The organism is Paenibacillus sp. FSL M7-1455, assembly GCF_038004655.1.
GTDB lineage: Bacteria > Bacillota > Bacilli > Paenibacillales > Paenibacillaceae > Paenibacillus_AQ > Paenibacillus_AQ cookii.
On the sequence record NZ_JBBORO010000001.1, the window covers coordinates 5923272 to 5947690 of the forward strand.

Consider the following 24419-nt stretch of genomic DNA (forward strand, 5'->3'; position numbering starts at 1 on the left):
CCTGGTTTTAAGCCAAAAATATCCATAACGCCTATTGGTATACAAAGGAGTTGAATCCATGAGGCTTTTCTTGCTGTTGTTGATGGGGACGCTCGTTTTTTCATCGCCCGCCATCGCTTTGGCGGCTTCCGAAGAGGTGCCCAGAGACGCAAATAGAGCGCTGCACAGGTTAAAAAAAGAAAGCGGGGATACGCTCACGATCCATTGGGATCCAAATGCCAACACTCCCTCCTTGCTTGCGGGAAACTTGTCAAAACCGTCGAAACATTCGCCCCAGTGGATCGCCTATGAGTTTTTGAATCATAACAAGGCCGTCTACGGCTTGAGCAACGCAAGAACCGACATGAAGGCGACCGAAGTCAACCGGCTTTCCGACGATACGATCCAAGTCAGGCTGCAACACCTTCTCTATAAAACGCCGGTCTGGAACGACGGGCTGGTTGTTCAAATGAACGAACGGGGCGTCGTTTTGCGCGTCGAGGGCAGAATCTATCGCGATCTGAAGAAAAGGACGCTGAACCGCCCCATGCACCCCTCATTTTCCGAAACAAAAGCCGTCGAACTCGCCTTGGCAGCCTCCAATATGGACAAAGCCAAGTTGGGAGGGTTTTCGGTCGAGAGGTATTATCATCCTTCGATCCCGGGTACGCCTCTGATTTATGCGGTGAATTTGCGAAGCGCGGATCCGGACGAGCCCAGGCATCAAATTTTGATTCACGCCCTTAGCAAGCGGATCATCGAACAAAAGACAATAAGAGAAAAGGGAGAGCCTTAGAGGCGCTCCCTTTTTCGAAGAGATATCCGACCTGCAACTAAACCAAGTAACGAAAGTAAACGTAGATGCTGGATAAAACGATCGAAAGCAGCATTAAAGGAAAACCGTACTTCAAAAATTGCACGAACCGGATCGGATGGCCTTCTTTCCCCGACATCCCGGCCACAATGAGGTTGGCGCTGGCGCCAATAAGCGATCCGTTGCCCCCCAAACATGCTCCAAGCGCAAGGCTCCACCAAAGCGGCTCCAAATTGCTGACACCCATATGGCCCATCTCCTGGATCATCGGAATCATCGTGGCTACGAACGGGATGTTGTCCAGAAAAGCCGATGCAATCGCGCTCAGCCATAAAATCAGCATGGACGTCGTTACCAGGTCCCCTCCGGTCAGTTCGATGGCTTGCTCGGCCAATTTGGCGATCACGCCCGTTTCAATAAGGCCGGACACCAGCACGAACAAACCGACGAAGAAAAAGATCGTCGTCCATTCTACCTTGGCGAATGCTTCTTCCATCATGTGTTCTCCGGTAAGCAGCAGCAGCAGGAAGGCCCCCGCCAATGCGACGGTCGCCGATTCCAGATGCAGCAGCTGATGGGTAAAGAACCCAAGGATCGTCAATCCCAACACGATCAGGCACTTCCGCAAAAGCCCGCGATCGGTGATCAGTTCGCTTTCGTCCATCTCCATGATGGTTTGTTTCAATTCGTTTGTCGTCTGAATTTTTTTGCGGAACAGGAAAATAAAAATCGGGATATACATGGCCATGACGAGGGCAGCAATCGGCGCCAAATTGACGATGAAATCCATAAAGGACAATTCTTTCACGGCGCTCCCGATCATAATGTTCGGAGGATCGCCAATCAAGGTGGCGGTACCCCCTGCATTAGAGGCAATGATTTGCGTTATGAGAAAAGGTACGGGATTGACGCGCAGCTGTTTGGTAATGCTGAACGTCACCGGCACCATAAGCAGAACGGTCGTCACGTTATCCAAAAAGGCCGATCCCACCGCCGTAATCAGCGCCAATGCGATCAGAATCCGGACAGGCTCCCCTTTCGCCTTTTTGGCGGCAACGACGGCAATGTACTTAAACAGTCCCGTTTCAGCCGTCACCCCTACGATAATCATCATGCCGACAAGCAGACCCAGTGTATTGAAGTCAATGTGATGCAGGGCCGTTTCTTGGTCAACGATGCCCAAGACGACCATTAACGTTCCGCCAATCATCGCGACGATGGTACGGTGGATCTTCTCCGCAATGATAAACCCGTAAATGACGAGAAAAATGCCGATTGCCAAAATTGCCTGGTTTTCCATAAACCCCTCCCGAAAGCGTTGTTTTCTTCAATATTCCCCAACATGTGGATTGTCATGAAAGAAACCTTCGGCAGGCCAAAAAAAGGCAAAAAGGAGCCTACCGATGGCAGGCTCCTCCGATAATCCGTATGAAGTTGATTATAACTAGTATAACAATACCCCGAATCAGTGTAAAGGTATCCGATGCATGACCCGAATCCGGACTGGAAACCCGTGGCTTGTATGCCGATTCATCTGTAACTTCAATACCCTTTTGGGCGTTATGTATCAATGGGAGTAAAAAGGAAAAGGAGGATGATTATAATTTTTAAGTACAAAAAAGTCACATATTCGTTATTTGCCGCTGCGATCCTCCTGATGTTGGCGCTCAGCGCCGCATGGCTGACCCAAGGGACGGAAAGCAAGGAAAGCACCGGCCAGGGTACGGGTTCCAGAACAATCTCCAAAATCGAGCCCTCCCTGTTAAAGATAAACCGACTGAATGACGACTTGTTTAAGTGGTTTCACAGCCTCGATCGGGCCCGGAAGTTTGCCGGATTTGATTTTAAAGTTCCGGATTACCTCCCGGCAGGTTACCAACTTCAAAATGTGGATTTGTATAAGTCATTTTCGAATGCCGACAGGTCAGATCTCTTAGATGCGGTCTCCATCCGATTCGTTTCCCAATTCGGCGGCAAAAACGAACAACAGATCGAAATGCTGGCGGTCAAAGGGAACGGCCATATATGGGAGCACGGTTTGCTGTGGGGAGTTCCTAGCACCCAACAAACGACAACGACACTTCCCTTCATTCAAGAGGCAGTTGCTGCCGGCCATGTCAAAGGCACGTTATTCTCGAAGACGCAGAGCTCCGATCGTAAGCGGGGAGGAGCCAGAAGCTTCGTCTGGCAGGATGGCGGCGTCACGTATGCAATCAACTATTACAGCGAAAACGATGCCTCAAAAGAACGGCGGCTGTTACGAGGCGGAATCCTCACGAATGAAGAGCTCGCGAAAGTCGTCCAATCCTTTGTATTCCCGGAGCAGACCCGGCACGTTCGCTACGATGGCGAGGGGAACTCCTTTCCCCTGTACGACGAGACGGATTTGAACGCAGCCAAAAAGATCCTGGGCATACCGTTGAAGTTCCCGACGGACTTGCCGGATACGCAGTTTACGCTGAGCAATTCGATTTTGTTGCGGACGAAGGATCACAATACCGGGTACGCGTTCAGACAGTCGGCGGATGCGCTGTGGAACACCTATAGCCCGCCGTACGATTCGACCATTTACGATCTCAACGACGAACTGTGGTTTTACCAGAGCAAAGCGCCTCTTTTTAATCCGGCCAAACTGTCGTATCTTCGCAAGCTGCAGATCCATGGCGTGGAAATTACCGCTTATGCCGACAACCATCAGGTCTATTTTGGGCCTCGTCATTCCGAACCGTCGAAATTAAAAAGCCAAACCATATATATGTGGAAGCAAGACGATGTCTATTATGCTTCGTTGTTTTTAGGCCAAGAGCAATACCAGGAAACAAACCTGGAAGCTCTGATACTCGCTCCCTACCAAAATTAAAAATCGGATCATCTCACGCCGGAAAATCAGCTCCGCTCCCTGAAAAGCGGCATCCTCGCAGATCAGCTGCTGAAAGAAGGGCAAGCCGGACCGCAAAACGGACATCGAAACTTCGCCCCTGAAAGGTTCGCTTATCTGGAGTAGATCTTTGCCGCACAAAAACAACCTTTGCCGGCCGTGCAGGGCAGCAAAGGTTGTTTTGGGTTCACCCCCAAATCAACTTGGGTGTTGATGCAACTTATGGCTTCACCTCATACAACGATGAATCCATCCCCCGAATAAACGGGGTCCATTCTCCCGTTCCGAAAAGCAAAAGCCGATGCATGGCACGCGTACACGCTGTATAAAAAAGCTTGCGTTCGCTTTCCCGATGATAGGTTTCCGAAGAGGCGTCATAAATGAGCACTGCGTCGAATTCAACGCCCTTGGCAAGGTAGACGGGAAGAATCAAAGTCCCCTTCTCAAAGGTAGGCGTGTTTTTCGTAATGAGCTTGATCCCCTCGGAGCCATGCTGCATCAAGAGGTTATAAGCTTCCTCGCTTTCGGCCGCCGTTTTCGTGATGACGCCGATGGAAGTCAAACCTTCCGCCCGCAGCGCGTCAAGCTGCTCGGCAATTTGCTCCGCCCGCTTTTCCTTGCTCTCCGCCTTAGAGAGAAGCGGTTTTCTGCCGCTTCGTTCAAACGGCACGATCTCTTGGGCGTTCGGCAGCAGCGACTTCGAGAATTCCACGATCTCCCGGGTAGACCGGTAGCTGCGAACCAGGCGGAACAAGCGCGTTTCCGTTGCTCCGTATAGCCGGGTAAGCGGCGAATCTCCACCGTACAGCTCCGTCGCTTGAGCAAAGATCGCCTGGCCGAAGTCGCCGAGAACCGTCATGCGGGCGCGGGGGAACAATCTTTTGAGGAACTCATATTGAAACATCGAATAATCCTGGCCCTCGTCGACGAAGACATGCCGGACTTCCGTATTCGTGCGGACGCCTTCGATCAACTCTTTTAAATACAGGTACGGCGTGGCATCTTCATAAAACAGTTCGCTGCGGCTTAGCTTTTCCCGGGTCTGCTCGCAGATTTCCGGCCAAAACGGGGGCGCTTCCGCTCCGCCCGTCATCTTTTTGAATGCATCTTCATTTTCGAACAACTGGACGTAGAGCCTGGCCATATCGATGAACAACATCCGCTTCACGCTTCGTCTCAGCGGCTTAAACTGCTCCTTGACGATCATCCGCCGCAGCAGCTGCTCCTCCCGATCGGCATAGTCGAAATCGCCTTCATCCGGCCTGCGCTCGCCTTGCAGCCTTTCGCGGATTTCCTCATATTGCTCGGCAAAATCGAAAACGCCCCTGTCTTTGTGCAGCTGCCGGTACGCTTCGGCGTATTGGTCCTTGTCGAGATAATCCAGCTCCTCCTGCACCCATAGCGCCTCCCGCTCTTTTCTCTCCAGCGCGGCCAGTTCGCCCAACAGCCACTCCTGCAGCATGGCCATGCGGTTGGTGATGCGGATGGAAGGATCATAGCCGTAAAACTTGGACTCCATTTGCTCCGCCGTGATCAAATCGCGGTCCCGAAAGCGAATGCTTTGGAATCGCATGCCCTCGCGCTCCAACCACCCTGCGTAATTTTGAAGGGCTTGCAGGAATGCTTCGGACGCCTTATAACGAATCCCGCTTAGCCGGGCCTCGTACCCTTGCGCGGACGGCTCCGTCAGCACGTATTCGATCTGATCAAACGGATCCTCCAACCGGAACGTCCTGCCAAGCCAGTAATCCAAATATTCCTGGAAGGTCGTTTGCTGCATGTTTTCTTCGCCAAGCTCGGGAAGAACGGTCGAGACGTAGCTGTTAAACATCGGATTCGGCGAAAACAACACGATTTGGTCGGCCTTCAGCCGCTCCCGATGTTTATACAGCAAGTACGCGACCCGCTGCAGCGCCGCCGAGGTTTTCCCGCTGCCGGCCGCCCCTTGCACGATAAGCATCCGGCTTTTATCCTCGCGGATAATGGCGTTTTGCTCTTTTTGGATCGTCGCGACGATGCTTTTCATCTGGTTGTCCGCGCCTTTTCCGAGCACCTGCTGCAGCAATTCGTCGCCGATCGTCAGGCTGGTATCGAACACGTTGTGCAATTGCCCCTCGCGGATCTGATACTGCCGTTTCAGCTTCATTTTGCCGGACACGTATCCGCCCGGCGTATCATAACCGGCTTCCCCCGGGGAGTAATCGTAGTACATGCTGGCGATCGGAGTGCGCCAATCGTAAACCAGAAACTCCATGCCGTCCGAATCGACGAAAGACGCGACGCCGATATAGACCTTTTCGGTAAAACCCAGGCCGTCTTCTTGGAAATCGATCCGTCCAAAGTAAGGGGATGACAGCAGCCGCTTCATGTTTTTCCATTGCTGCACGCGCTGCCGGTGGCTTCGCTCCCGCTCGGACAATATCGCCTCTTGCTGGCGAATGCTGTAGAAGGTTTCTTCGAAATCCTCATCCGTGCTCGTGTTGACGGTAACTTCCTCCCAAAATTGTTTGCGGATGTCCGTCACCTGACCATGCAGACCGGCCACCTCTGGCTCCAGTTCGGCGATTCTTGCCTGCAGTTTTTCCGTGACCATGTCCAGCCGCTCTTGCTCTTGCTTCCAATCCTTTGCGTTGATCAATTTCCAGCACACTCCTTCGCTCGATTTTGAAGAAAAAGAAGGTTTGACAGACTGCCATGTCCTGTGGTAAGATTAAAGTGTAAATAAGATGGGATTACTATGATGTTTGCAAAGAATGTTGACAGTTCTTTCATCATATCATAGTGTTTCTTTGTGTGCAACTTCATTTAGTCATAAGATAAACCCGGCAGAATCTGCCGGGTTTTTTTGGGTTTTTGCCATATACTACTCGCCGACGCGGGGCATAGGGCCGCGATGTTGAATGTTCGTCTCAGGGCATGAAGCGGCAGCCCTCTCCTCCCACTTCTCCCGCAATGCTTTCAAATCCTCGACAAAGAACTTTAGCAAATTGGGCCTTCTTCTTACTGCCAGTGGATGGTAGGTGAAGCCGATCGGGATCCCCTCAAACTCATGCCAGCTCCCCCGCAGCTCTTTGACGGTGGCATTTTCCATCTGCGGAAATAATCCTTCGGCCACAACATTTCCAAAACCGAACAGGACGAGCGGCTGCTTCTGAACAAGCTGCGACTGCAGATGCGGAAGGCACGCCGCTCGGGTGGCAGGCTTATCGTAAGCACGAACCGGCCGGCGTTTCAGCAAATAGGTCACGTAAACGGAGTGGATATCCATGCCCGCTTCCCTCATGCCGAGTTGAAGGGTTTCCCGGGTACCGCACAAAAACGGATTGCCTTCCCGGTCCTCCCGCGCCCCCGGATTATCCAGGATCATCATGAGCGAAGCCTGCGGATTGCCTTCCCCCCAGATGATGCGGGTCCGCTGTTTGAACAGCTCGCAACGTTCGCAATGCTGCATACCTTCGGGCGCTTGCTCTTCGGGCAGGATGATGCAGGGATGATTTGATTCCGCCGTCATGCAGCACCTTCCTTCCTCTTATATGTCATGATTCCATTATGCCCGGCTAAACCCGAAAAAACAGACCCCAAACCCAAAAAACGGTACCTGTTCATCGCAGGATGGTTTTCGATAGAATGAAGTCACTCCCGGTTGTAAGCGTTTTCCGATTCGCTCGTTAGCCGGGAATCCATTATGTTCAAGGGGGGTATTTATGAAGCGATCTTATGCTGCGAAAAGGCTGTTCAGGAGAAAGGCATGGAGCTTGTTTTTGGCAGTCCTCCTGCTGACCGGGGCCGGACTATGGCCAACTTCGCAGGTTCAAGCTGCCGAAACGGCCGGAACCACCATTTCCTCGATGACGTACTTCTCGGCGGCAGACGGGCCTGTCATCACGAAATCAGGGGTCGGCCAGGCCAGCTATGGTTTTGTGATGCCGATTTTTAACGGAGGCGCCGCCACTTGGAATGACGTGGCTCAGGATTTGGGCGTCAAGGTAAAAGTCAACGGCAGCTGGGTCGATATCGACAGCGTCGGCAGCTTTGTCTATAACCAGAATTGGGGTCACTGGAACGACGGCGGCTTTACCGGCTATTGGTTCACCCTCTCCGCAACAACGGAGATTCAGCTGTACTCCAAAGCAAACGGGGTTACGCTGGATTACAGGCTTGTGTTTCAAAACATCAACAAAACCACCATCACGGCGATGACCCCGACGCAAGGGCCGCAAATTACGGCGGGTTTTACGGGCGGTGCCGGCTTTACCTATCCGATATTCAACAACGATCCGGCCATTACCTATGAAGCGGTAGCGGATGATTTGAAGGTGTACGTGAAGCCGGTAAACGGCAGCGAATGGATCGATATCGACAACAATGCGGCCAGCGGCTGGATTTACGACCAAAACTTCGGCCAATTCACCGATGGCGGCGGCGGATACTGGTTTAACGTCACGGAATCGATCAATGTCAAACTGCAATCCAAAACCTCTTCGGCCAACCTCGTGTACACCATCACTTTTAATGAACCCGCAAGAAATGCTTATCTCCTTACGCCTTATGAAGGAACGACCTTTACGGCGGACGCGAACGGCGCCATCGGCATTCCGCTGCCCAAGATTGACGGAAGCGCCCCGATCGCCAAGGAGCTTGGCAATTTCGTTTACCAGATCAACATCAACGGACAGTGGGTGGATCTGGCTGATTCGAGCCGGAGCGGATTCGCATATTCGGCGAACGGCTACAACAACATGTCCGCAGCCAATCAGTGGGGATATTGGGCAGACCATATCTACGGCCTGTGGTTTCAGCCGATCCAAGAGAATATGCAGATCCGTATCGGCTATCCATTAAATGGTCAGGCAGGTGGGAACGTGGGCAACAACTTCGTCAACTATACTTTGATCGGCAATCCGGATGCTCCCCGCCCGGATGTCACCGGACAGGAGGATATTCCGATCGGAACGCCAAGCGACCCGGCCATCGAAGGCATGAACCTTATCTGGCAGGATGAGTTTAACGGAACGGCGCTGGATCGCAGCAAGTGGAACTACGAAACAGGGTATTATCTCAATGACGATCCCAATACCTGGGGTTGGGGCAATTCGGAGCTGCAGCACTATACCGATAGCGCGCAAAATGTTTTCGTGCAGGACGGAAAGCTAAATATCAGAGCCTTGAACGAGCCAAAATCGTTCCCGCAGGATCCCAATCGGTATGCGCAATACTCCTCCGGCAAAATCAATACCAAGGATCATTTTTCCTTCAAATACGGCAGAGTCGACTTCCGCGCCAAGTTGCCCACCGGCAACGGCATCTGGCCGGCACTCTGGATGCTTCCGCAGGATAATGTCTACGGGACATGGGCGTCCTCCGGGGAAATCGACGTCATGGAAGCTAGAGGGCGCTTGCCCGGCGCGACGAGCGGAGCCATCCACTTCGGCGGGCAATGGCCGGCGAACCGGCATCTTTCCGGCGAATACCACTTCCCTGCAGGGCAAACCTTCGCCAATGACTACCATGTCTATTCGGTCGTCTGGGAAGAGGACAACATCAAATGGTACGTGGACGGCAAGTTCTTCTTTAAAGCGACCCGGGATCAATGGGATTCCGCAGCGGCGCCGAACAATCCGAACGCTCCTTTCGACCAGCCGTTCTACCTTATTATGAACCTGGCGATCGGCGGGGCCTTTGACGGGGGCCGGACCCCGGATGCGTCGGATATCCCTGCCACGATGCAGGTGGACTATGTACGGGTGTACAAAGCAGGCCAGGGCGGGCAAAATCCAGGAAACGTACCCGTTACCGGCGTTACGGTGAATCCGAGCACGGCGCAGGTGGAAGTCGGGCAAAGCGTCCAGTTGAACGCCAATGTAGCACCGTCCAATGCAACGAATAAGCAGGTCACGTGGTGGGTTGCGGGCGGCAGTACCGCATCCGTAAGTCCGAGCGGTCTCGTGACCGGGCTCGCTCCGGGTACGACAACCGTCACGGCGACAACCGCCGACGGCAATAAAACCGCCAGCGCCACCATCACCGTTGTGCCGCCTCCTTCCACCGTCATCGTCATCGGCGATGGGGTGAAAGGGCTGAAGAAGATCGGTGATGACCTGCTGTTCTATGTGAACGGCGCCACCTTTGCCGACTTGCATTATAAGGTCAACAACGGCGTGCAGTTGAACGTTGCCATGACCCCGGCGGGGAACGGCAACTACACCTACTCCGTCCGCAACCTGAAGCAAGGGGATAAGGTCGAATATTTCTTTACCTATAATCCGGGGCAGGGGGCGCTGGACACCCCATGGCAGACGTATGTTCACGGGATAACTCAAGGAACGCCGGAATAATCCCGAGCGCATCATATGGCTTCAAATAAACCAGTTGCGTGCCAGGCATGCAAGAAAGCATAAAAAATCAGGGCGCCTTCCAACACGAAGGGCCCTGATTTATCTATTGGCTGCTTAAATTCCTACTTCCAAATCTCTTCCGCAATCTCCTTAATAAAAGCAAGCTTGCGCCACTGCTCTTCCTCGGTCAGATGGTTGCCTTCTTCGGTGGAAGCAAACCCGCATTGCGGGCTTAGGCAAATCCGGTTCAGATCGACGTATTGCGTCGCTTCTTCGATCCGCTTCAAAATATCCTCCTTGCTCTCAAGCTCGCCGAACTTGGATGAGAACAGCCCCAACACGACCTGTTGATGGTCCTTCAGGAATCGAAGCGGCTTAAAATCGCCTGCACGATCGGTATCAAACTCCAAATAGAAGCCGGAGTAGTCATCGATGCCGAGAAGCGTCTGGGCGATCGGCTCGTAACCCCCGCCTACGCCAGCATAAGTTGAAACATAATTCCCGCGGCATACATGCGTCGTGACAACGAGATCATCCGGCAGACCGGATACCACTTCCCCGTTCAATTTCGCAAATTCGTTCGCATATTCGGCGACATCCACGCCTGCCTGCTTCATGAATGCCATGAATTGCTCGTCGCACAGCGCTCCCCACGTGCAATCGTCGAATTGAAGGCTGCGGCAGCCGGCTTCATAAAAATCAAGAATCGCCGCTTTGTACGCTTTGGCAATGTCCGAAACCAGCTCTTCCCGATTCGGGTAGACAGCCTTCGTGCTTTCCTGATTTTCTGCCCGGTCCAGCTCGAACAGGAACTGCGCGGCCGCGGGAATCGATTGACGGGCCACGACGTCGTCGCCTGCCGCCTCTTTTAAAAATGCAAAGTGCGAAACAAACGGATGGCCGCTGTAACGGATTTTGCCGGTCAGGCGGGCGGTTTCGGGCCTCGACTCGGCGCCGTTGAATTGATAACCCTGATCAATGATGGTTCGTCCTACGCCGTCCAAGCCCCAAAAGAAGTCCAGATGCCACCAGGAGCGTCGGAATTCACCGTCGGTTACCGCTTGAAGGCCCACCTCTTTTTGTTTTCGCACGAGCTTGACGATTTCGGCGTCCTCGACTTCCTTCAGCTGCCCGGCTGTCATTTCGCCGCTCTGGAATTTCAATCTGGCCTCTTTTAACGCCTGGGGCCGCAGAAAGCTGCCGACGATATCATATCGAAACGGAGAAACGGTTCGCTTTTTAGGTTCGGTTTGAGTGGTCATCTGATTTATCTCCTCGAAAAAAAATATTAAAAATACTATAGCACACCCCATTGGTTATATCGTTCTACCAAAAGGTTATAGCACGTTATAGTTATTAGCTATAGCGAAATGGCTGTCCCTTTGAATTGTAAAAACCTTCAAGTTCCCGTATCCTTATTCTTGTTACGAGTCCTCTGACATCATGTACCAAGAAACGGAGACTGCACGTGCAATGAAATCATCGATATTAACCCGTCCTTTCTATTTTCTCTGGACCACCCAGACGGCTGCAAACGCCGCGGATGTGCTCTATATTATGGCGCTTACCGTCCTCGTATTGAACCAGACCGACTCGATCGTGTCGGCGGCGTTTATGCCGCTCATGCGCAGCGGCGCCCAAATGCTGAGCGGCCTGATTGCGCCGCTGCTGCTGAACCGCTTCAAACTGCCCGCGTTATTGCTTTTTTCGCAGACGGGCCAGTTTCTGCTGTTCGTAGGTTTGGCCGTCTACCTGCGGCTCAGCGGAAACGATGCGCTGTTTGCTCTTGTCTTTGCGCTGGTTTTTGCCATGTCCTTCCTGGACGGATGGACGGTTCCCGCCCGCAACGCGCTCGTACCGCGGCTCGTTGCCCAGGAGCAGGGTCTGCTCAAAGCAAACAGCCTGATCAGCGTCAGCGACCAGGTGGTGCAGTTTGCAGGCTGGGGGCTGAGCGGCGTTATCGTTGCTTTGCTGGGACCCGGCCCCACGCTGCTGTTGACGGCCGTCATCTACGGGCTGGCGGCGGCTTTTACGCTCGGGGTCAAGGAGCCGGCGGAAGCCCGGCCTGTACAGCGGCAGATCGACGTTGCGCCTGAGGGCAGCCGCGACAACCCGGGGGTACCATCTACCGGATGGCACACCCTGACCGAAGGCTGGAAAATGATCTGGCGGATGCCGAGCCTGCGGATGCTGACCTTTATGGACATGATCGACATGCTGGGCGGCTCGGTATGGGTCGGCGCCTTTACGCTGGCATTCGTTCAAACTGCGCTTGGGCAAGGCGAAGAGTGGTGGGGGTTCATCAATGCGGCGTATTTTGCGGGGTCGGTTGGCGGCGGGTTGGTTGTCCTGGCCCTAGCGCGGGCCATCGGCAGCCGCTTCCTGGCCGCCATGCTGATCGGCATGGCCGGATACGGCATCCTGGCCGCTGTTTATGCGATTAACACCCATCCCTTTTTGGCTCTTATTCTCGTGCTGCTGATGGGACCGTTCGCCGAGCTTTCGGTCATCAACCGGCGCACCTTGATCCAGCGAAGCGTGGACAAGAGGATGCTGCCCAAAGTGCTGTCGGCTCAAGCTTCCCTGCTGAACCTGATCTTCTGCATTTCGCTGCTGGCCATGGCCGCCCTCGCCGAAAAGTTCGGCATCGTGAACCTGTACCTGTTCGCGGCCGGCCTTACCTTGCTGGCGATGGGGGTTGGCTTGATCGGCCGCCGGGCTTTCCATGCCGTGACAACAACCAGTCCTGATGTCATAAGCGAGTAACTTCCCCGACCAGCTCCATGCTTAACCAGCAGGATAAGCCGCTTCGCTTATCCTGCTTTTTTCATACGGCCAAAACATAAATGGACATATCCAGGCCGCCGTGCCGCCCATCCACTTCATTTTCCAGCAGCCAGTCCTTTTCACCCGATAAAACCTCCTGTACCGGCGGCATGTTCGTTGAGCGAATCATCGATGTGCGTTACATCCATGGCGCCTGTATGGTAGAGGACATCAGCTACCTTCTTGCATCTCCGTAAAAAAGGGGCGCGCTCCGCAAGCAAAGCCGCCGTCCTCGGCAGGCGCGATCCTGAATTAGGAAGAAAAAAACAACCATTGACGACTTCCCATGTCATCAATGGTTGTTTTGGTTGTATTACTGATCGATCAAACGGGTCACCTCAGCATTCTAGCGATCCGTACGTCGACCCATTTATCCGGAAGAAGCCAATGGTCACGCACGCCCCGTTGCCCGGCAATCCGTTCGCGCTACTGCGCTTAAATCGATCAAGTTTCCATTGCCTACCTTGACTGCCTTAAATCTTGTACAACCCTCCATCGGAGTTGTTAAAATCTAAATTGCTGCTAACGGAGGGTTAGTCTCTCCAGTAAACGATCCTCATTGTTTTAATCCGTTCAGGAGCACGCTAAGGGCCTTCATCGACTCATCCAAAGCATTAGGCTGCAGGGACTCGTTGGCAAGCCAGAGCGCCGTCTCATTCAAACCGCCTGAAATAAAATGGGTCATTGCGTCAAGGGGAACCATCCGAAGGTATCCGCGTTCCTGCATGATTCCAAGCTGCTCTCGTAATAAACGCATGGAATGGTTCTTATCCATCGCTCTCCATACATCCCAACCAAGAATCGCAGGGCCATCAATCAGCATGATCCGCCTGTTTCGCTCTTCAACCGCAGCCATAATGAATGCACGGCAACCCAGGTAGAGCTGCTGCCATACATCCTCACTTGCCGATGCCTCCTGCTCCACCCTTGCGGCAACCTCTCGCTGGACATCATCAAGGACGATTCGAAATAGTTCCTTCTTGCTGCGAAAATGATGATAAACCGCTCCCCGCGTCAGATTCGCCTCGTGAACGATGGATTCCAATGCGGCTTGGGCATAACCGTAATTGGTAAAATGGGTTCTGGCGACATCGATCAGCTTATGAATCGTTTCCTCAGTCGCTGCCTTAGTTCTTCTCATGATCGATCCGTTCTCCATTCATTACATTACATTCTAATTATCTATAGCTCATTTAGCATAGGCAATGCACGCATCCGGATCCCCGGACTTAAGGATCCATGGCTGCCTTGTGAGTATTCCCTTATTTCCATATTTCTTCGGAATATTGGTTACTAAAATCGTTTGAAGGGGGGATGACAGTAATAATATCGATCAATATCCCGTTGGGATCTGAGGTCATGAAATGCCGCTGTCCAAAGTCTTCGCTTCGGATATCAAGCTCTAGTGGCAGCTTGGCTCCCCGAATGAGACGTTCGTATTCAGCATCAACATCGTCCACTTCGAAGTTCAGAATCAGTCCCCTTACTTTGGTCCGATATGCGTCGGGGATGGTCGAATGAGAAGCGTCAAGAATAGCCAGTTCGTACGGCGTATCATTGCCGTGCATTTTCAAGCTGATATACCAGTCCGCCTCAAACACCTTCTCGAATCCAAAGTGATCTTCGTAGAATGCTGCAGTGGAACTAACTTGATCTGTTAAAATGACGGGATAAAAACTGGATACTCTCATCATAATACCCCTCTCGATTATTATTGTACCCATCTTAACATACATACAGTATGTATGTAAAGTGTAATCAAGACAATGAAGCGATTGATAATTTTACAGGATGGGACGCAGGTTAATGATGAAATAATTAGAGCATCCTAATGCCCTTCACGGGCAGCCCTTGCCTTAAATATTATTTTTCAATGTAAACGAGCCGTTTCCCGCTTCGGTCCCAGCGCCATCCCATTTCATTCGTTACAGACAAGCCGCCGTACCACTCATCCACTTCATTTTCCAGCAACCAGTCCTTTTCACCCGATAAAACCTCCTGTCCCAAACGGGTTAATGCGACAGTGCCGTCTTTGGCGGAAGAGGGCCCGCCGAGAAAATAATCCGTCCCCTCGGCCTTAAGAAGCGGCTTCGGCAGCTCCGCCATCGTTTTTAAGCGGTACCGAAACTCCAAGTCCCCCATTCCCAATTCATGCAGCCGATCCCCCACTCTCTTAAACAACTCGGCAGGTTTTTGCACGCCGTTTTTTACAAGCTCTAACGTGGTTTGCTCAACGATTCCCAATCCATTGCCCGGCGACGGAAGCCGGTTCAAATGCATCGTAAATGCCGAATGCACGAAAGGAAGCACCGATGGATCCGACCTTAAGATCCCAACATGCTTTTCGACGTCCCGGGAAACGTACGCCTCCCAAATTTCGGCACCCAGCGTGAGTTCTTCCTCTCCAATTCGCCGCCACGTACCGGACAAGGTTTTCAGTTGCTCCGTCGTCAGCTGCCCCATTCCCCGAAACAAATCAATTCCGGGGTAGTCCCCGATGCACAGCAAATTTAATTTTGTATGGCCTAACGACTGCTTCGAGAACCAGTGCAATAGAAAGGCCAGCATCGTTTGATCGAATAAATCATGCTCGAACCACATCACGACCTCATCGTATTTGCTGAAATGTTGGAGACGGGTTTCCTGGGATTCGCAGCTTTTGATGTACTCCGATGCAGGAATGCCCAGGGTCTTTTCCAAATAGGCCGCCCTAAAAAGCCGCTCGTGGTTCCCGTCCATGCTCGCAAATGCCGGTCCGACGGGGTACACCTCCCTCCAAACCAAAATATCCCCCTGCACGTTTCCTTCCCTAAGCTTATTCCCCACATGATCGCCGTTCACGATATGAAGCATGTTTTCCCCTCCCTGGTATAAATCGTTCAACACCGATGCAAAGTCGGAGACAAGCAGCGAGGTTCTCAGCTTTTTCCGGGCATCGAAAAGCCGCTTTTTCATGGTGGAAACAGGCACGCCCAAAAAGCTCGATATCTCTTTAATCGAATACCCTCGATAATAAAACAGCTGCACCGCTATTCTTAAGGCGGGAGGCAAGCCTTCGACGGTCCGAAGCAGCTTCTCCTCCCATTCTCTTCTTTCTATAATGGAATCCACACTGTCCGGGTCCGCAATTTTGCCGGTGGTCTCCTCAATGGGCATCACGGCGTGTTTCTTTCTGCGAAGCATCCGGTAACATTGGCGTTCCACAATGACTTTAAACCATCCCGGGAATGCGTCTTCATCCTTCAGGCTGCCGAGATGGGAGAATGCTTCGACGAACGCTTCCTGCACCGCATCCTCCGCCAAAAACGGGTCGTTTAACCTGGCATAAGCCACCGTGTAGGCTAACCCCTTAAAATGGCTCACGATATGCTCGTACGCTCTCTGATCTCCTTGCCTGGCCTCTTCGATCCAATGCCGCAGTTTTCCTGCACCTCCTTTGTATCTGATGTTTACACCTACTAAGTGCCTTCATGACTGCAAAAGGTTACGCCATTTCCGGTGGGAGGGCAGGAAACTTGCCCCCGGTTCATGAGGAGTCCTTGATCACCAGTCTAACATTTGGTTCCCTGTTCGAAGCGCAACTTTTTAATCCGATGCGGCGTCCAATCCCATAACAGATACGGAGCCGAGAGAGGAGGACGTCATCTTGATCAAAAAGCTGACCGCCGGACTGCTGGCGGCTGTCGTGACCATGTCGTGTTTAATAGGCGTGGTCTCCGCAAAAGAAAACACGATCGTCCAAGTTCACGGGAAATATGTAAGAGGGTACACGATGATTCCCCTGCGGGCGGTTTCCGAAGCTCTCGGAGCGACGGTAACGTGGAGCAAGGAGACTTATACTGCGACCATCACGAAGAAGGATACCGTCATCACGATGCCGATCCATTCGCATCATGCAACCGTCAACGGTCAAGGCCAGATGCTGGGCGCCGCTTCCAGCTTGGATGGCGGCACGATGTACGTTCCGCTCCGCTTCGTCGCCCAGACGCTGGGAGGCAGCGTCAGCTGGGACGCATCAACCGGAACCGCCACCGCTTCGCTTGATGATCGCACGGTAACCATTTCCACACAGTACGGGAAGACATTCCCCGCGATGACGGCAGCCCGGATCAACGCGTTGGTCAAAGCCGCCAACGAGTCGGCCGACCTGTCCGCTTACAAGCAGGTCCGGGCCCATTTCCGTCCTTATTTTACGGATGCGTTCATCAATAAGCTGATCCAGAAAAACGGGGCTGTCACCCGGCACAAATTCGTTACCAAGCCCGTCACCCACTTCTATGAAGAGGAAGGTTTGGGTTATATCAAGCAGCTGGAAAGCCCGAATGATACCGGCGGCATGTTCGTCGAGCGAATCATCGATGTGCGTTACATCCATGGCGCCTGGATGGTAGAGGACATCAGCTACCTTCTTGCGTCTCCGTAAAAAAGGGGCGTGCTCCGCTAGCAAAGCCGCCGTCCTCGGCAGGCACGATCCTGAATTAGGAAGAAAAAAAACAACCATTGACGACTTCCCATGTCATCAATGGTTGTTTTGGTTGTATTACGGATCGATCAAACGGGTCGCCTCAGCATTCCAGCGATCCGTCACGTCGGCCCATTTATCCGGAAGAAGCCAATGGTCACGCACACCCCGTTGCCCGGCAATCAGTTCGCGCTATTGCGGTTAAATCGATTGACCGCGCTAAACAGCGCTTTTACCGACGAGGTCATAATGTCGGCGTCGATGCCGCAGCCCCAATATACGCTGCCGTCGGGCGCCGTGACGCCGATATAAGAGACGGCTTGCGATTTCGAGCCGGTTTCCAGCGCGTGCTCCGTATAAGTCAAATCCGTATAATTCATGCCTAGCTCGGTTTGCAAGGCATTGCTGATCGCATCCAGCCTTCCGTTGCCGGTGCCTTCGATCTCCTTGACTTCGCTGCCGGTCCGGATCGTGACGATGGTATGGAAATCTTCATGGTCCGTAAAACGGTATTTGACAAACTCGACGGGCGTTTTGATATTTACGTATTCCTTCACGAAAATATCGTATATTTCTTCGGGCATCAGTTCCTTTTGCTGCTGATCCGATACGTTTTTCACGAAGTACCCGAAGTTTTCGCGCATTTTCGCCGGGAGGTCGAGTCCGTACTTCAGCTGCAGCACGTATCCGATTCCGCCTTTGCCGGACTGGCTGTTAATGCGGATAATGTCGCCTTCGTATTCCCTGCCGATATCCATCGGATCAATCAGCAGATAAGGGACCGACCAATGCTCGGGTTCCTTCTCCTCGCGCCATTTCATGCCCTTCGCGATGGCATCCTGATGCGAACCGGAGAACGCGGTGAATACCAGCTCGCCTCCGTAAGGATGTCTTTCGGTTACCTTCATTTTGGTCAGCCGTTCATAAACGGAGATGATCGCAGGAATGTTTTCGAAGTTCAGCTTGGGATCGACCCCGTGCGAGTACATGTTGAGCGCCAGCGTCACGATGTCGACGTTCCCCGTTCTTTCCCCGTTGCCGAACAACGTTCCTTCGACGCGCTGGGCTCCGGCCAGCATCCCCAGCTCGGCGTCCGCCACGCCCGTTCCTCTGTCATTGTGTGGATGGACAGACAGAATCACGTTCTCCCGATAGTTCAGGTGCTCGCTCATATACTCGATCTGGCTGGCGTAGACGTGAGGCATCGACATGGATACCGTGGCAGGAAGATTGATGATGACCGGGTTCTCCGCCGTCGGCTGCCATACGTCCAGCACGCTGTTGCAGATGTCCAGCGCAAAATCGATCTCCGTCCCGGTAAAGCTCTCCGGCGAATACTGGAACTGAAAGTTCCCTTCCGTCTCCGCCGCGCATTCCTTCAACAGTTTGGCGCCGCTTACGGCGATGTCGATGATCTCTTCCTTGGATTTGCGGAATACCTGCTCCCGCTGCGCCACGGAGGTCGAGTTGTACAAATGGACGACGGCTTTTTTCGCGCCCTTCAGCGATTCGAAGGTTTTGCGGATAATATGCTCTCTCGATTGGGTCAGCACCTGGATCGTGACGTCATCCGGAATCAAATCCTGCTCGATCAATGTGCGCAAGAAGGCGAACTCCGTCTCCGATGCTGCCGGGAATCCGACTTCGATCTCCTTGAACCCGATATCCACGAGCATCTTGAAGTATTCCAGCTTCTCCTCCAGATTCATCGGAACGATCAACGCCTGATTGCCGTCGCGAAGGTCGACGCTGCACCAAATCGGCGCCTCTGTAATATATTCCTTTTGGGCCCACTTCAAACTGGTCTCCGCCGGCATAAAATATCCTCTGGCGTATTTGTTTACATTTTTCATGGATATCCTTCCCTTCATCGATTTCCTGCGTTGACCTGCCAAAGATCGAACGCACAAAAAAAGCCTTCCATCTCCACCAACAGAGACGAAAGACTTTGACATCTTACGCGGTACCACTCCGAATTCATGCCGTCGCCCGGCATGCACTCTACGGATACAGGATTAAAAAAAACGGACAAACCTGCATCCTCCTGATGATAACGGTCAGGGCTCCGGCTCCGCCTACTTTACAGGTTCAGCGGGCAACTCCAAGGCGAGTTCCGATCTTCTCCGCGGCTGTTTTGCACCGTCCAACAGCTCTCTGATCGCTTCAAAAACCGTACTATTCCTTTTCAACGTAGTTTGATTATTAGGATTAATGCTATATCACCAATACGATGGTGTCAAGGGGAATCTAAGACGTATTTTTCTTCAATTCATGCTTTTTTATTTTGCCGATGAGCTATGGGTTCATACGGGATTTAATTTAATTTCGTTTTGCCGTCAAAATGTAGGCGGAGTAGAAACTGCTATGAGCAGCATTTCACCGTCCCAGATATTCTTATAACTATGGGGGGTTCTGGCATCATAATAAATGCTGTCCCCTTCTTCGAGTGTATAACGTTCATTGCCAAGCACAAACTCCAGACGCCCGGAGTGAACAAATAGAAACTCCTCGCCATCGCTATGGCCAACGCTAACGTCGCCGTAAGATGCTCCTTCTTCCAGTACTCCCCATATCGGTCCCATTTTGTTGCTGCTTCCTTGGCTGAGCGCGTACCAGGTAATGCGGGAACCCTCGGAATGCACCAGAGGTTTGCGCTCGTTTTTTCTAACGACGATGCTTCGCTTCTCCTCGCCGAACAAATCCGTAAAATTCACGTTTAATGCGTTCGCTATGCGCTTAAGTACACTGATGCTGGGATTGGCCTTATCCCGTTCAATTTCACTGAGAAAAGACAAGGATACAGAGGCCGCTTCGGCTACTCTCTTGAGCGTTAATTTCTGTTTTTTTCGCATGTTTCGAATGGTTTCACCGATCGAATTCATGTGCCGTCCTCCCAAATTGCGGAAATGACACTTTGGAAAATAAATCTCGCTGGAGAAAGGCGAAGCAAGACATGAGTGCGGAAAAATTATGCTTGGATAGAAGTTTGGGGTATTAACGCACAGAGAGCAACCCAAGTGCATACCATGCTACGTGTCGTCATCTCCGTTTCCTTGGACCATTCCAGTTGATACCATTATTAGGTGTAAGGTCACTTTCTCAAGAGAATCTTTCACCGTCACTTGCGGTACGGTCCAGCTTAACGGAAATACCGACAAAAGACCGCTACGGCATGCTGAATACCCATAAATTGGATAGCTTATTGGTTCTCGACACCGCCAAAAATGCTTGTTTCAAATTTCCTCTTGCTCAATACCTCCTATCCTGCTATTATGGAGAAGCATAATTTTTGGAAAGCGAATATTCGATATATGTAGGATCTTTCCAAGCAGATAATCTTTGACCACTTCCTTCGGGTAGTTAAGGCCATACGGACAGCCGGGTCAAATGCCGATTGGCAACTTTCGTTGCCTTATTGATTGAGTTAAAAGCTCAAATTTTATAAGTTGGTAACTTTATAACCAGTGCATACGCACACAACTTGTGAAACGGTCAATAAGAGTGGTAAAAGTAATTATTTGCTATATAGACTCTGATCCTAGGTAATATATTTGAATATTAAGAGCCTTCCATGAAAACGATGCGTTTTATGGCTGACTGGCGAGCGCGCTAGAGCTTTGTCCTGTCATGCTTAATGGAACTATCTTATTATTCGACTATATCAAGCAAGTGTGATGCGCATGGTGCGTGTTTCGCTTGCTTTTTTGTTGCCGTTTTACAGAAAATTTTATTTTGGTGAGGAGATTGAGAAATGGGAAAAGCATTAATCATCGGCGCCGGCGGCGTAGCATCTGTAGCAGTTCATAAATGCGTTCAAAACAGCGAGGTCTTCGAAGAAATCTGCATCGCCAGCCGCACCAAGTCCAAATGCGACGAGCTGAAAGCCAAATTGGATGGCGGCAAAACGAAAATTACGACCGCACAGGTCGATGCCAACAACGTGGACGAACTGATCGCCCTGATCAACGAAGTTAAACCGGATATCGTCATGAACCTGGCCCTGCCTTACCAAGATTTGACGATCATGGATGCTTGCCTGGCTACCAAAACGCACTACATGGATACCGCCAACTACGAGCCGGAAGATACGGCGAAATTCGAATACAAATGGCAATGGGAATACAAAGAGCGCTTTGAAAAAGCAGGCATCACGGCACTGCTCGGCAGCGGATTCGACCCCGGCGTAACCGGCGTATTTTCCGCTTATGCGCTGAAACACTATTTCGACGAAATCGAATATATCGATATTCTGGATTGCAACGGCGGGGATCACGGTTATCCTTTCGCAACCAACTTCAACCCGGAAATCAACATCCGTGAAGTGTCCGCAAACGGCCGCTACTGGGAGAACGGGGAATGGATCGAAACGAAACCGATGGAAATCAAACGCGAGTATAACTTCGCCGAAGTCGGCAAAAAGGACATGTACTTGCTGTACCATGAGGAGCTCGAGTCCCTTGCGAAAAACATCCCTGGACTGAAGCGCATCCGTTTCTTCATGACGTTCGGACAAAGCTATCTCATGCACTTAAAAGCGCTTGAAAACGTAGGAATGACTTCCATCGAACCGATCGAATTCGAAGGAAAACAGATCATTCCGCTTCAATTCCTGAAGGCTGTCCTCCCGGACCCGGCTTCCCTTGGACCCCGCACGGTGGGCAAAACAAACATCGGCTGCATCTTCAAAGGGAAAAAAGACGGCCAAGACAAGACGTATTATGTCTACAACGTTTGCGACCATCAAGCGTGCTATAAAGAAGTGGGCTCCCAAGCCATCTCCTACACGACCGGCGTTCCTGCCATGATCGGCGCAGCCATGGTGCTCACCGGCAAATGGAATAAACCGGGCGTATACAACGTCGAAGAGTTCGATCCGGATCCATTCATGGAAGAGCTGAACAAATGGGGACTTCCTTGGGTGGAAGACTTCAATCCGGTGCTGGTCGACGCCTTGCCTGAAGAAACCAAAGAACCGGAGCTCGTGCGCTAATATGCGGTTCGAGGAATTGCCGACACCTTGTTTCGTCGTCGATGAAGCGCTCATCGAAAAAAACCTGAAAATTTTGAACGGCGTCATGCAGCGTACGGGAGCCAAAATCGTGCTGGCGCAAAAAGCTTTTTCCATGACGGAGATGTATCCGCTCATCGGAAAATATTTAAGCGGCACGACCGCGAGCGGCTTATTCGAAGCCCGGCTAGGGCACGAGGAAATGGGCAAGGAAAATCACGTCTTTGCCCCCGCTTACCGCGAAGATGAAATGGACGAAATTGTTTCCATTTGCGACCATATCATCTTCAACTCGTTCTCCCAGCTGGAAAAGTTTAAAGGGAAAGCTCTTGCAGCCGGCAAAAAGGTAGGCCTTCGCATCAATCCTGAATGCTCGACGCAAGTGGGGCATGAGATCTATGATCCTTGTTCGCCGGGATCCCGATTTGGCGTGAAGCGCGAGGATTTCCAGCCGGAACTGCTGGATGGCGTGACGGGACTGCACTTCCATACCCTTTGCCAACAGAATTCGGACGATTTGGAGACCACGCTGAACGCAGTCGAAGACAAGTTCGGGCCATGGCTGCCGCAAATGGAATGGATCAACTTCGGCGGCGGTCACCATATCACGAGGGAAGATTACGATATTCCGAGGCTGGAAGCCTGCATTAAGAGAATGCAGGAGAAATACGGTTTGGAGGTCTATCTCGAACCGGGAGAGGCCATCGCGCTGAATGCCGGTTATATGGTCACCTCCGTCCTGGATATCCATCGCAACGGCATCGAGATTGCGATCGTGGACACTTCGGCTACGTGCCATATGCCGGACGTTCTGGAAATGCCTTATCGTCCGCCGCTGATCGGATCGGGCGAAGCCGGGGAGAAGGCATATACCTATCGCCTTGGCGGGCCGACCTGCCTTACGGGCGACGTCATCGGAGACTATTCTTTCGATCAGCCCCTGAAGAGCGGCGACAGATTGGTGTTCGAAGACATGGCGATCTACTCCATGGTCAAAACCAACACCTTCAACGGCATGCCGCTGCCGGCCATCGCCGTGCAGGACAAAGACGGCAACTGCCGCATCGTGCGCGAGTTCGGCTATCAGGATTTTAAGATGAGACTCGCTTAAAGAATAACAAAGCCTTAGCCCTGTCATCGGGGTTAAGGCTTTTTGCATTTTCGCCGTTCCTTTTGATACGGTTCACTTAGATGTATCCCCTGAACGATCTGCTCCGTAGAGCATATTCATGTGCTCGATATGAGCCGCTCCCCAATCGTTTAATGCCTGTAATACTACACTTAAACCTTTACCGTAATCCGAAATCGAATATTCTACTTTCGGAGGGATTTGGTTATAAACCTCGCGATGTACAATATCGTTGTACTCAAGTTCCCTTAATTGTTGGGTGAGCATCTTTTTGTTTATATTCGGTATCGCTTTTTGAAGCTCGCTGAACCTCATTGTACCGTTTGAAATCAGTTGAAGCAGGATGACGGGCTTCCATTTCCCCACTAAAATATCCAGTGCCGATTCGAATTTACAATACTCTTTCATTGGATCCCCACCTCACTTTCCTTTGCTTATGCAAGGTAACTTTTTGTTTACTATGTTTAGATAAAGTGCCTACTTCCGAAGTCGAATACCATGGTCTATTATACCCTCAGAGGATGTCGAAAAAGCAATCAGGAGGTTGGCACCATTCATGAATTTTGTAATATGGATCATTCAAGGGCTTGTAGCCTTAGGTTTTGTCTACTCGGGGTGGCTGAAGGCATTTCAATATGAAAAAGCCAAAGGGTCATGGGGTTGGGTAAAGGACGTTTCCAAAGGATTCGTCGTTTTTATCGGGTTAGCCGAATTGGTTGGGGCACTGGGAGTTATTCTGCCCGAAGCGTTAAATATTGCGCCTGTATTGACGCCAATTGCCGCAACCGGGCTTGCCGCAGTCGTTTTTTTAGGCGCCTTATTCCATGTTAAACGCAAGGAATACCGGGATATCGGCATGAACATTGTCTTTCTCGCATTAGCTGTATTTGTTGCGGTCAGTCGTTTTTAAGCCGACGGGATCTTTCGGTCATGTTAGGGACTTGCCGTTACTTCTTTGTGGTCCGGTTTCATGGGGCGATCGGCGATA

The 24419-nt window shown here is 51.7% G+C and carries 19 protein-coding genes and 1 other annotated feature; of the genes, 8 read left to right on the plus strand and 11 right to left on the minus strand.

Annotated elements, in window-relative coordinates; genetic code table 11:
* Positions 1–58: 58 nt before the first annotated feature.
* The gene (locus NYE48_RS26995) at positions 59–775 is read left to right on the plus strand and encodes a hypothetical protein (RefSeq protein WP_341000508.1); all 717 of its coding nucleotides are present in this window, start codon (positions 59–61) and stop codon (positions 773–775) included.
* Positions 776–812: 37 nt separating this feature from the next.
* Here NYE48_RS26995 and NYE48_RS27000 read toward each other — a convergent pair whose 3' ends face one another.
* Positions 813–2093 (minus strand): ArsB/NhaD family transporter, encoded by a 1281-nt coding sequence (locus NYE48_RS27000; RefSeq protein WP_341000509.1) that lies wholly within the window; start codon positions 2091–2093, stop codon positions 813–815.
* Positions 2094–2387: 294 nt separating this feature from the next.
* On the opposite strand from NYE48_RS27000, the gene NYE48_RS27005 reads away from it, so the two are divergent.
* Positions 2388–3653 (plus strand): peptidase M56, encoded by a 1266-nt coding sequence (locus NYE48_RS27005; protein ID WP_341000510.1) that lies wholly within the window; start codon positions 2388–2390, stop codon positions 3651–3653.
* A gap of 238 nt (positions 3654–3891) precedes the next feature.
* Here the strand turns inward: NYE48_RS27005 and helD are convergent, their stop codons facing one another.
* Together helD and NYE48_RS27015 are read right to left on the minus strand one after the other, a co-directional pair.
* The gene (gene helD, locus NYE48_RS27010; protein ID WP_341000736.1) at positions 3892–6306 is read right to left on the minus strand and encodes an RNA polymerase recycling motor HelD; all 2415 of its coding nucleotides are present in this window, start codon (positions 6304–6306) and stop codon (positions 3892–3894) included.
* Between the two features lie 228 nt (positions 6307–6534).
* Positions 6535–7182, minus strand: a complete 648-nt coding sequence (locus NYE48_RS27015) for a uracil-DNA glycosylase (RefSeq protein ID WP_341000511.1) — start codon at positions 7180–7182, stop codon at positions 6535–6537.
* Positions 7183–7375: 193 nt separating this feature from the next.
* Here NYE48_RS27015 and NYE48_RS27020 point away from each other — a divergent pair, with 193 nt between their 5' ends.
* Positions 7376–10006 carry a family 16 glycosylhydrolase gene (locus NYE48_RS27020; protein ID WP_341000512.1) on the plus strand — a complete coding sequence of 877 codons (2631 nt, stop codon included), beginning with the start codon at positions 7376–7378 and terminating at the stop codon, positions 10004–10006.
* Positions 10007–10128: 122 nt separating this feature from the next.
* Here NYE48_RS27020 and NYE48_RS27025 read toward each other — a convergent pair whose 3' ends face one another.
* A complete protein-coding gene (locus NYE48_RS27025) occupies positions 10129–11268 on the minus strand; it encodes a 5-methyltetrahydropteroyltriglutamate--homocysteine S-methyltransferase (protein ID WP_341000513.1) in 1140 nt (379 codons plus the stop codon).
* Positions 11269–11479: 211 nt separating this feature from the next.
* Here NYE48_RS27025 and NYE48_RS27030 point away from each other — a divergent pair, with 211 nt between their 5' ends.
* On the plus strand, positions 11480–12772 hold the full coding sequence (locus NYE48_RS27030) for an MFS transporter (RefSeq protein WP_341000514.1): 1293 nt from the start codon (positions 11480–11482) through the stop codon (positions 12770–12772).
* Between the two features lie 61 nt (positions 12773–12833).
* Here NYE48_RS27030 and NYE48_RS27035 read toward each other — a convergent pair whose 3' ends face one another.
* From NYE48_RS27035 to NYE48_RS27050, 4 genes are all read right to left on the minus strand, one after another.
* A complete protein-coding gene (locus tag NYE48_RS27035) occupies positions 12834–12962 on the minus strand; it encodes a hypothetical protein (protein ID WP_341000515.1) in 129 nt (42 codons plus the stop codon).
* A 426-nt stretch (positions 12963–13388) separates the two neighbouring features.
* Positions 13389–13973 carry a TetR/AcrR family transcriptional regulator gene (locus NYE48_RS27040; protein ID WP_339322746.1) on the minus strand — a complete coding sequence of 195 codons (585 nt, stop codon included), beginning with the start codon at positions 13971–13973 and terminating at the stop codon, positions 13389–13391.
* A 121-nt stretch (positions 13974–14094) separates the two neighbouring features.
* Positions 14095–14523, minus strand: a complete 429-nt coding sequence (locus tag NYE48_RS27045) for a VOC family protein (protein WP_341000737.1) — start codon at positions 14521–14523, stop codon at positions 14095–14097.
* A gap of 172 nt (positions 14524–14695) precedes the next feature.
* Positions 14696–16252, minus strand: a complete 1557-nt coding sequence (locus tag NYE48_RS27050; protein ID WP_341000738.1) for a sigma-70 family RNA polymerase sigma factor — start codon at positions 16250–16252, stop codon at positions 14696–14698.
* 226 nt (positions 16253–16478) lie between these two features.
* On the opposite strand from NYE48_RS27050, the gene NYE48_RS27055 reads away from it, so the two are divergent.
* Positions 16479–17255 (plus strand): copper amine oxidase N-terminal domain-containing protein, encoded by a 777-nt coding sequence (locus tag NYE48_RS27055; RefSeq protein ID WP_341000517.1) that lies wholly within the window; start codon positions 16479–16481, stop codon positions 17253–17255.
* A gap of 221 nt (positions 17256–17476) precedes the next feature.
* On the opposite strand, the gene leuA is transcribed toward NYE48_RS27055, so the two are convergent.
* Both leuA and NYE48_RS27065 read right to left on the minus strand, forming a co-directional pair.
* Positions 17477–19147: a 2-isopropylmalate synthase gene (gene leuA, locus NYE48_RS27060; RefSeq protein WP_339322748.1), complete on the minus strand. Its 1671-nt coding sequence runs from the start codon at positions 19145–19147 to the stop codon at positions 17477–17479.
* A 78-nt stretch (positions 19148–19225) separates the two neighbouring features.
* Positions 19226–19492: a binding site (T-box leader), on the minus strand.
* A 138-nt stretch (positions 19493–19630) separates the two neighbouring features.
* A complete protein-coding gene (locus NYE48_RS27065; RefSeq protein WP_341000518.1) occupies positions 19631–20176 on the minus strand; it encodes a helix-turn-helix domain-containing protein in 546 nt (181 codons plus the stop codon).
* An 869-nt stretch (positions 20177–21045) separates the two neighbouring features.
* On the opposite strand from NYE48_RS27065, the gene NYE48_RS27070 reads away from it, so the two are divergent.
* Both NYE48_RS27070 and nspC read left to right on the plus strand, forming a co-directional pair.
* Positions 21046–22284, plus strand: a complete 1239-nt coding sequence (locus NYE48_RS27070) for a saccharopine dehydrogenase family protein (protein ID WP_339322750.1) — start codon at positions 21046–21048, stop codon at positions 22282–22284.
* A gap of 1 nt (position 22285) precedes the next feature.
* Positions 22286–23413, plus strand: coding sequence for a carboxynorspermidine decarboxylase (nspC, locus tag NYE48_RS27075; protein ID WP_339322751.1), 1128 nt, complete (start codon positions 22286–22288; stop codon positions 23411–23413).
* Positions 23414–23485: 72 nt separating this feature from the next.
* Here nspC and NYE48_RS27080 read toward each other — a convergent pair whose 3' ends face one another.
* Positions 23486–23839: a winged helix-turn-helix transcriptional regulator gene (locus NYE48_RS27080; RefSeq protein WP_341000519.1), complete on the minus strand. Its 354-nt coding sequence runs from the start codon at positions 23837–23839 to the stop codon at positions 23486–23488.
* Positions 23840–23987: 148 nt separating this feature from the next.
* On the opposite strand from NYE48_RS27080, the gene NYE48_RS27085 reads away from it, so the two are divergent.
* Positions 23988–24341 (plus strand): DoxX family protein, encoded by a 354-nt coding sequence (locus NYE48_RS27085; RefSeq protein WP_341000520.1) that lies wholly within the window; start codon positions 23988–23990, stop codon positions 24339–24341.
* The last annotated feature ends 78 nt before the right edge of the window (positions 24342–24419 follow it).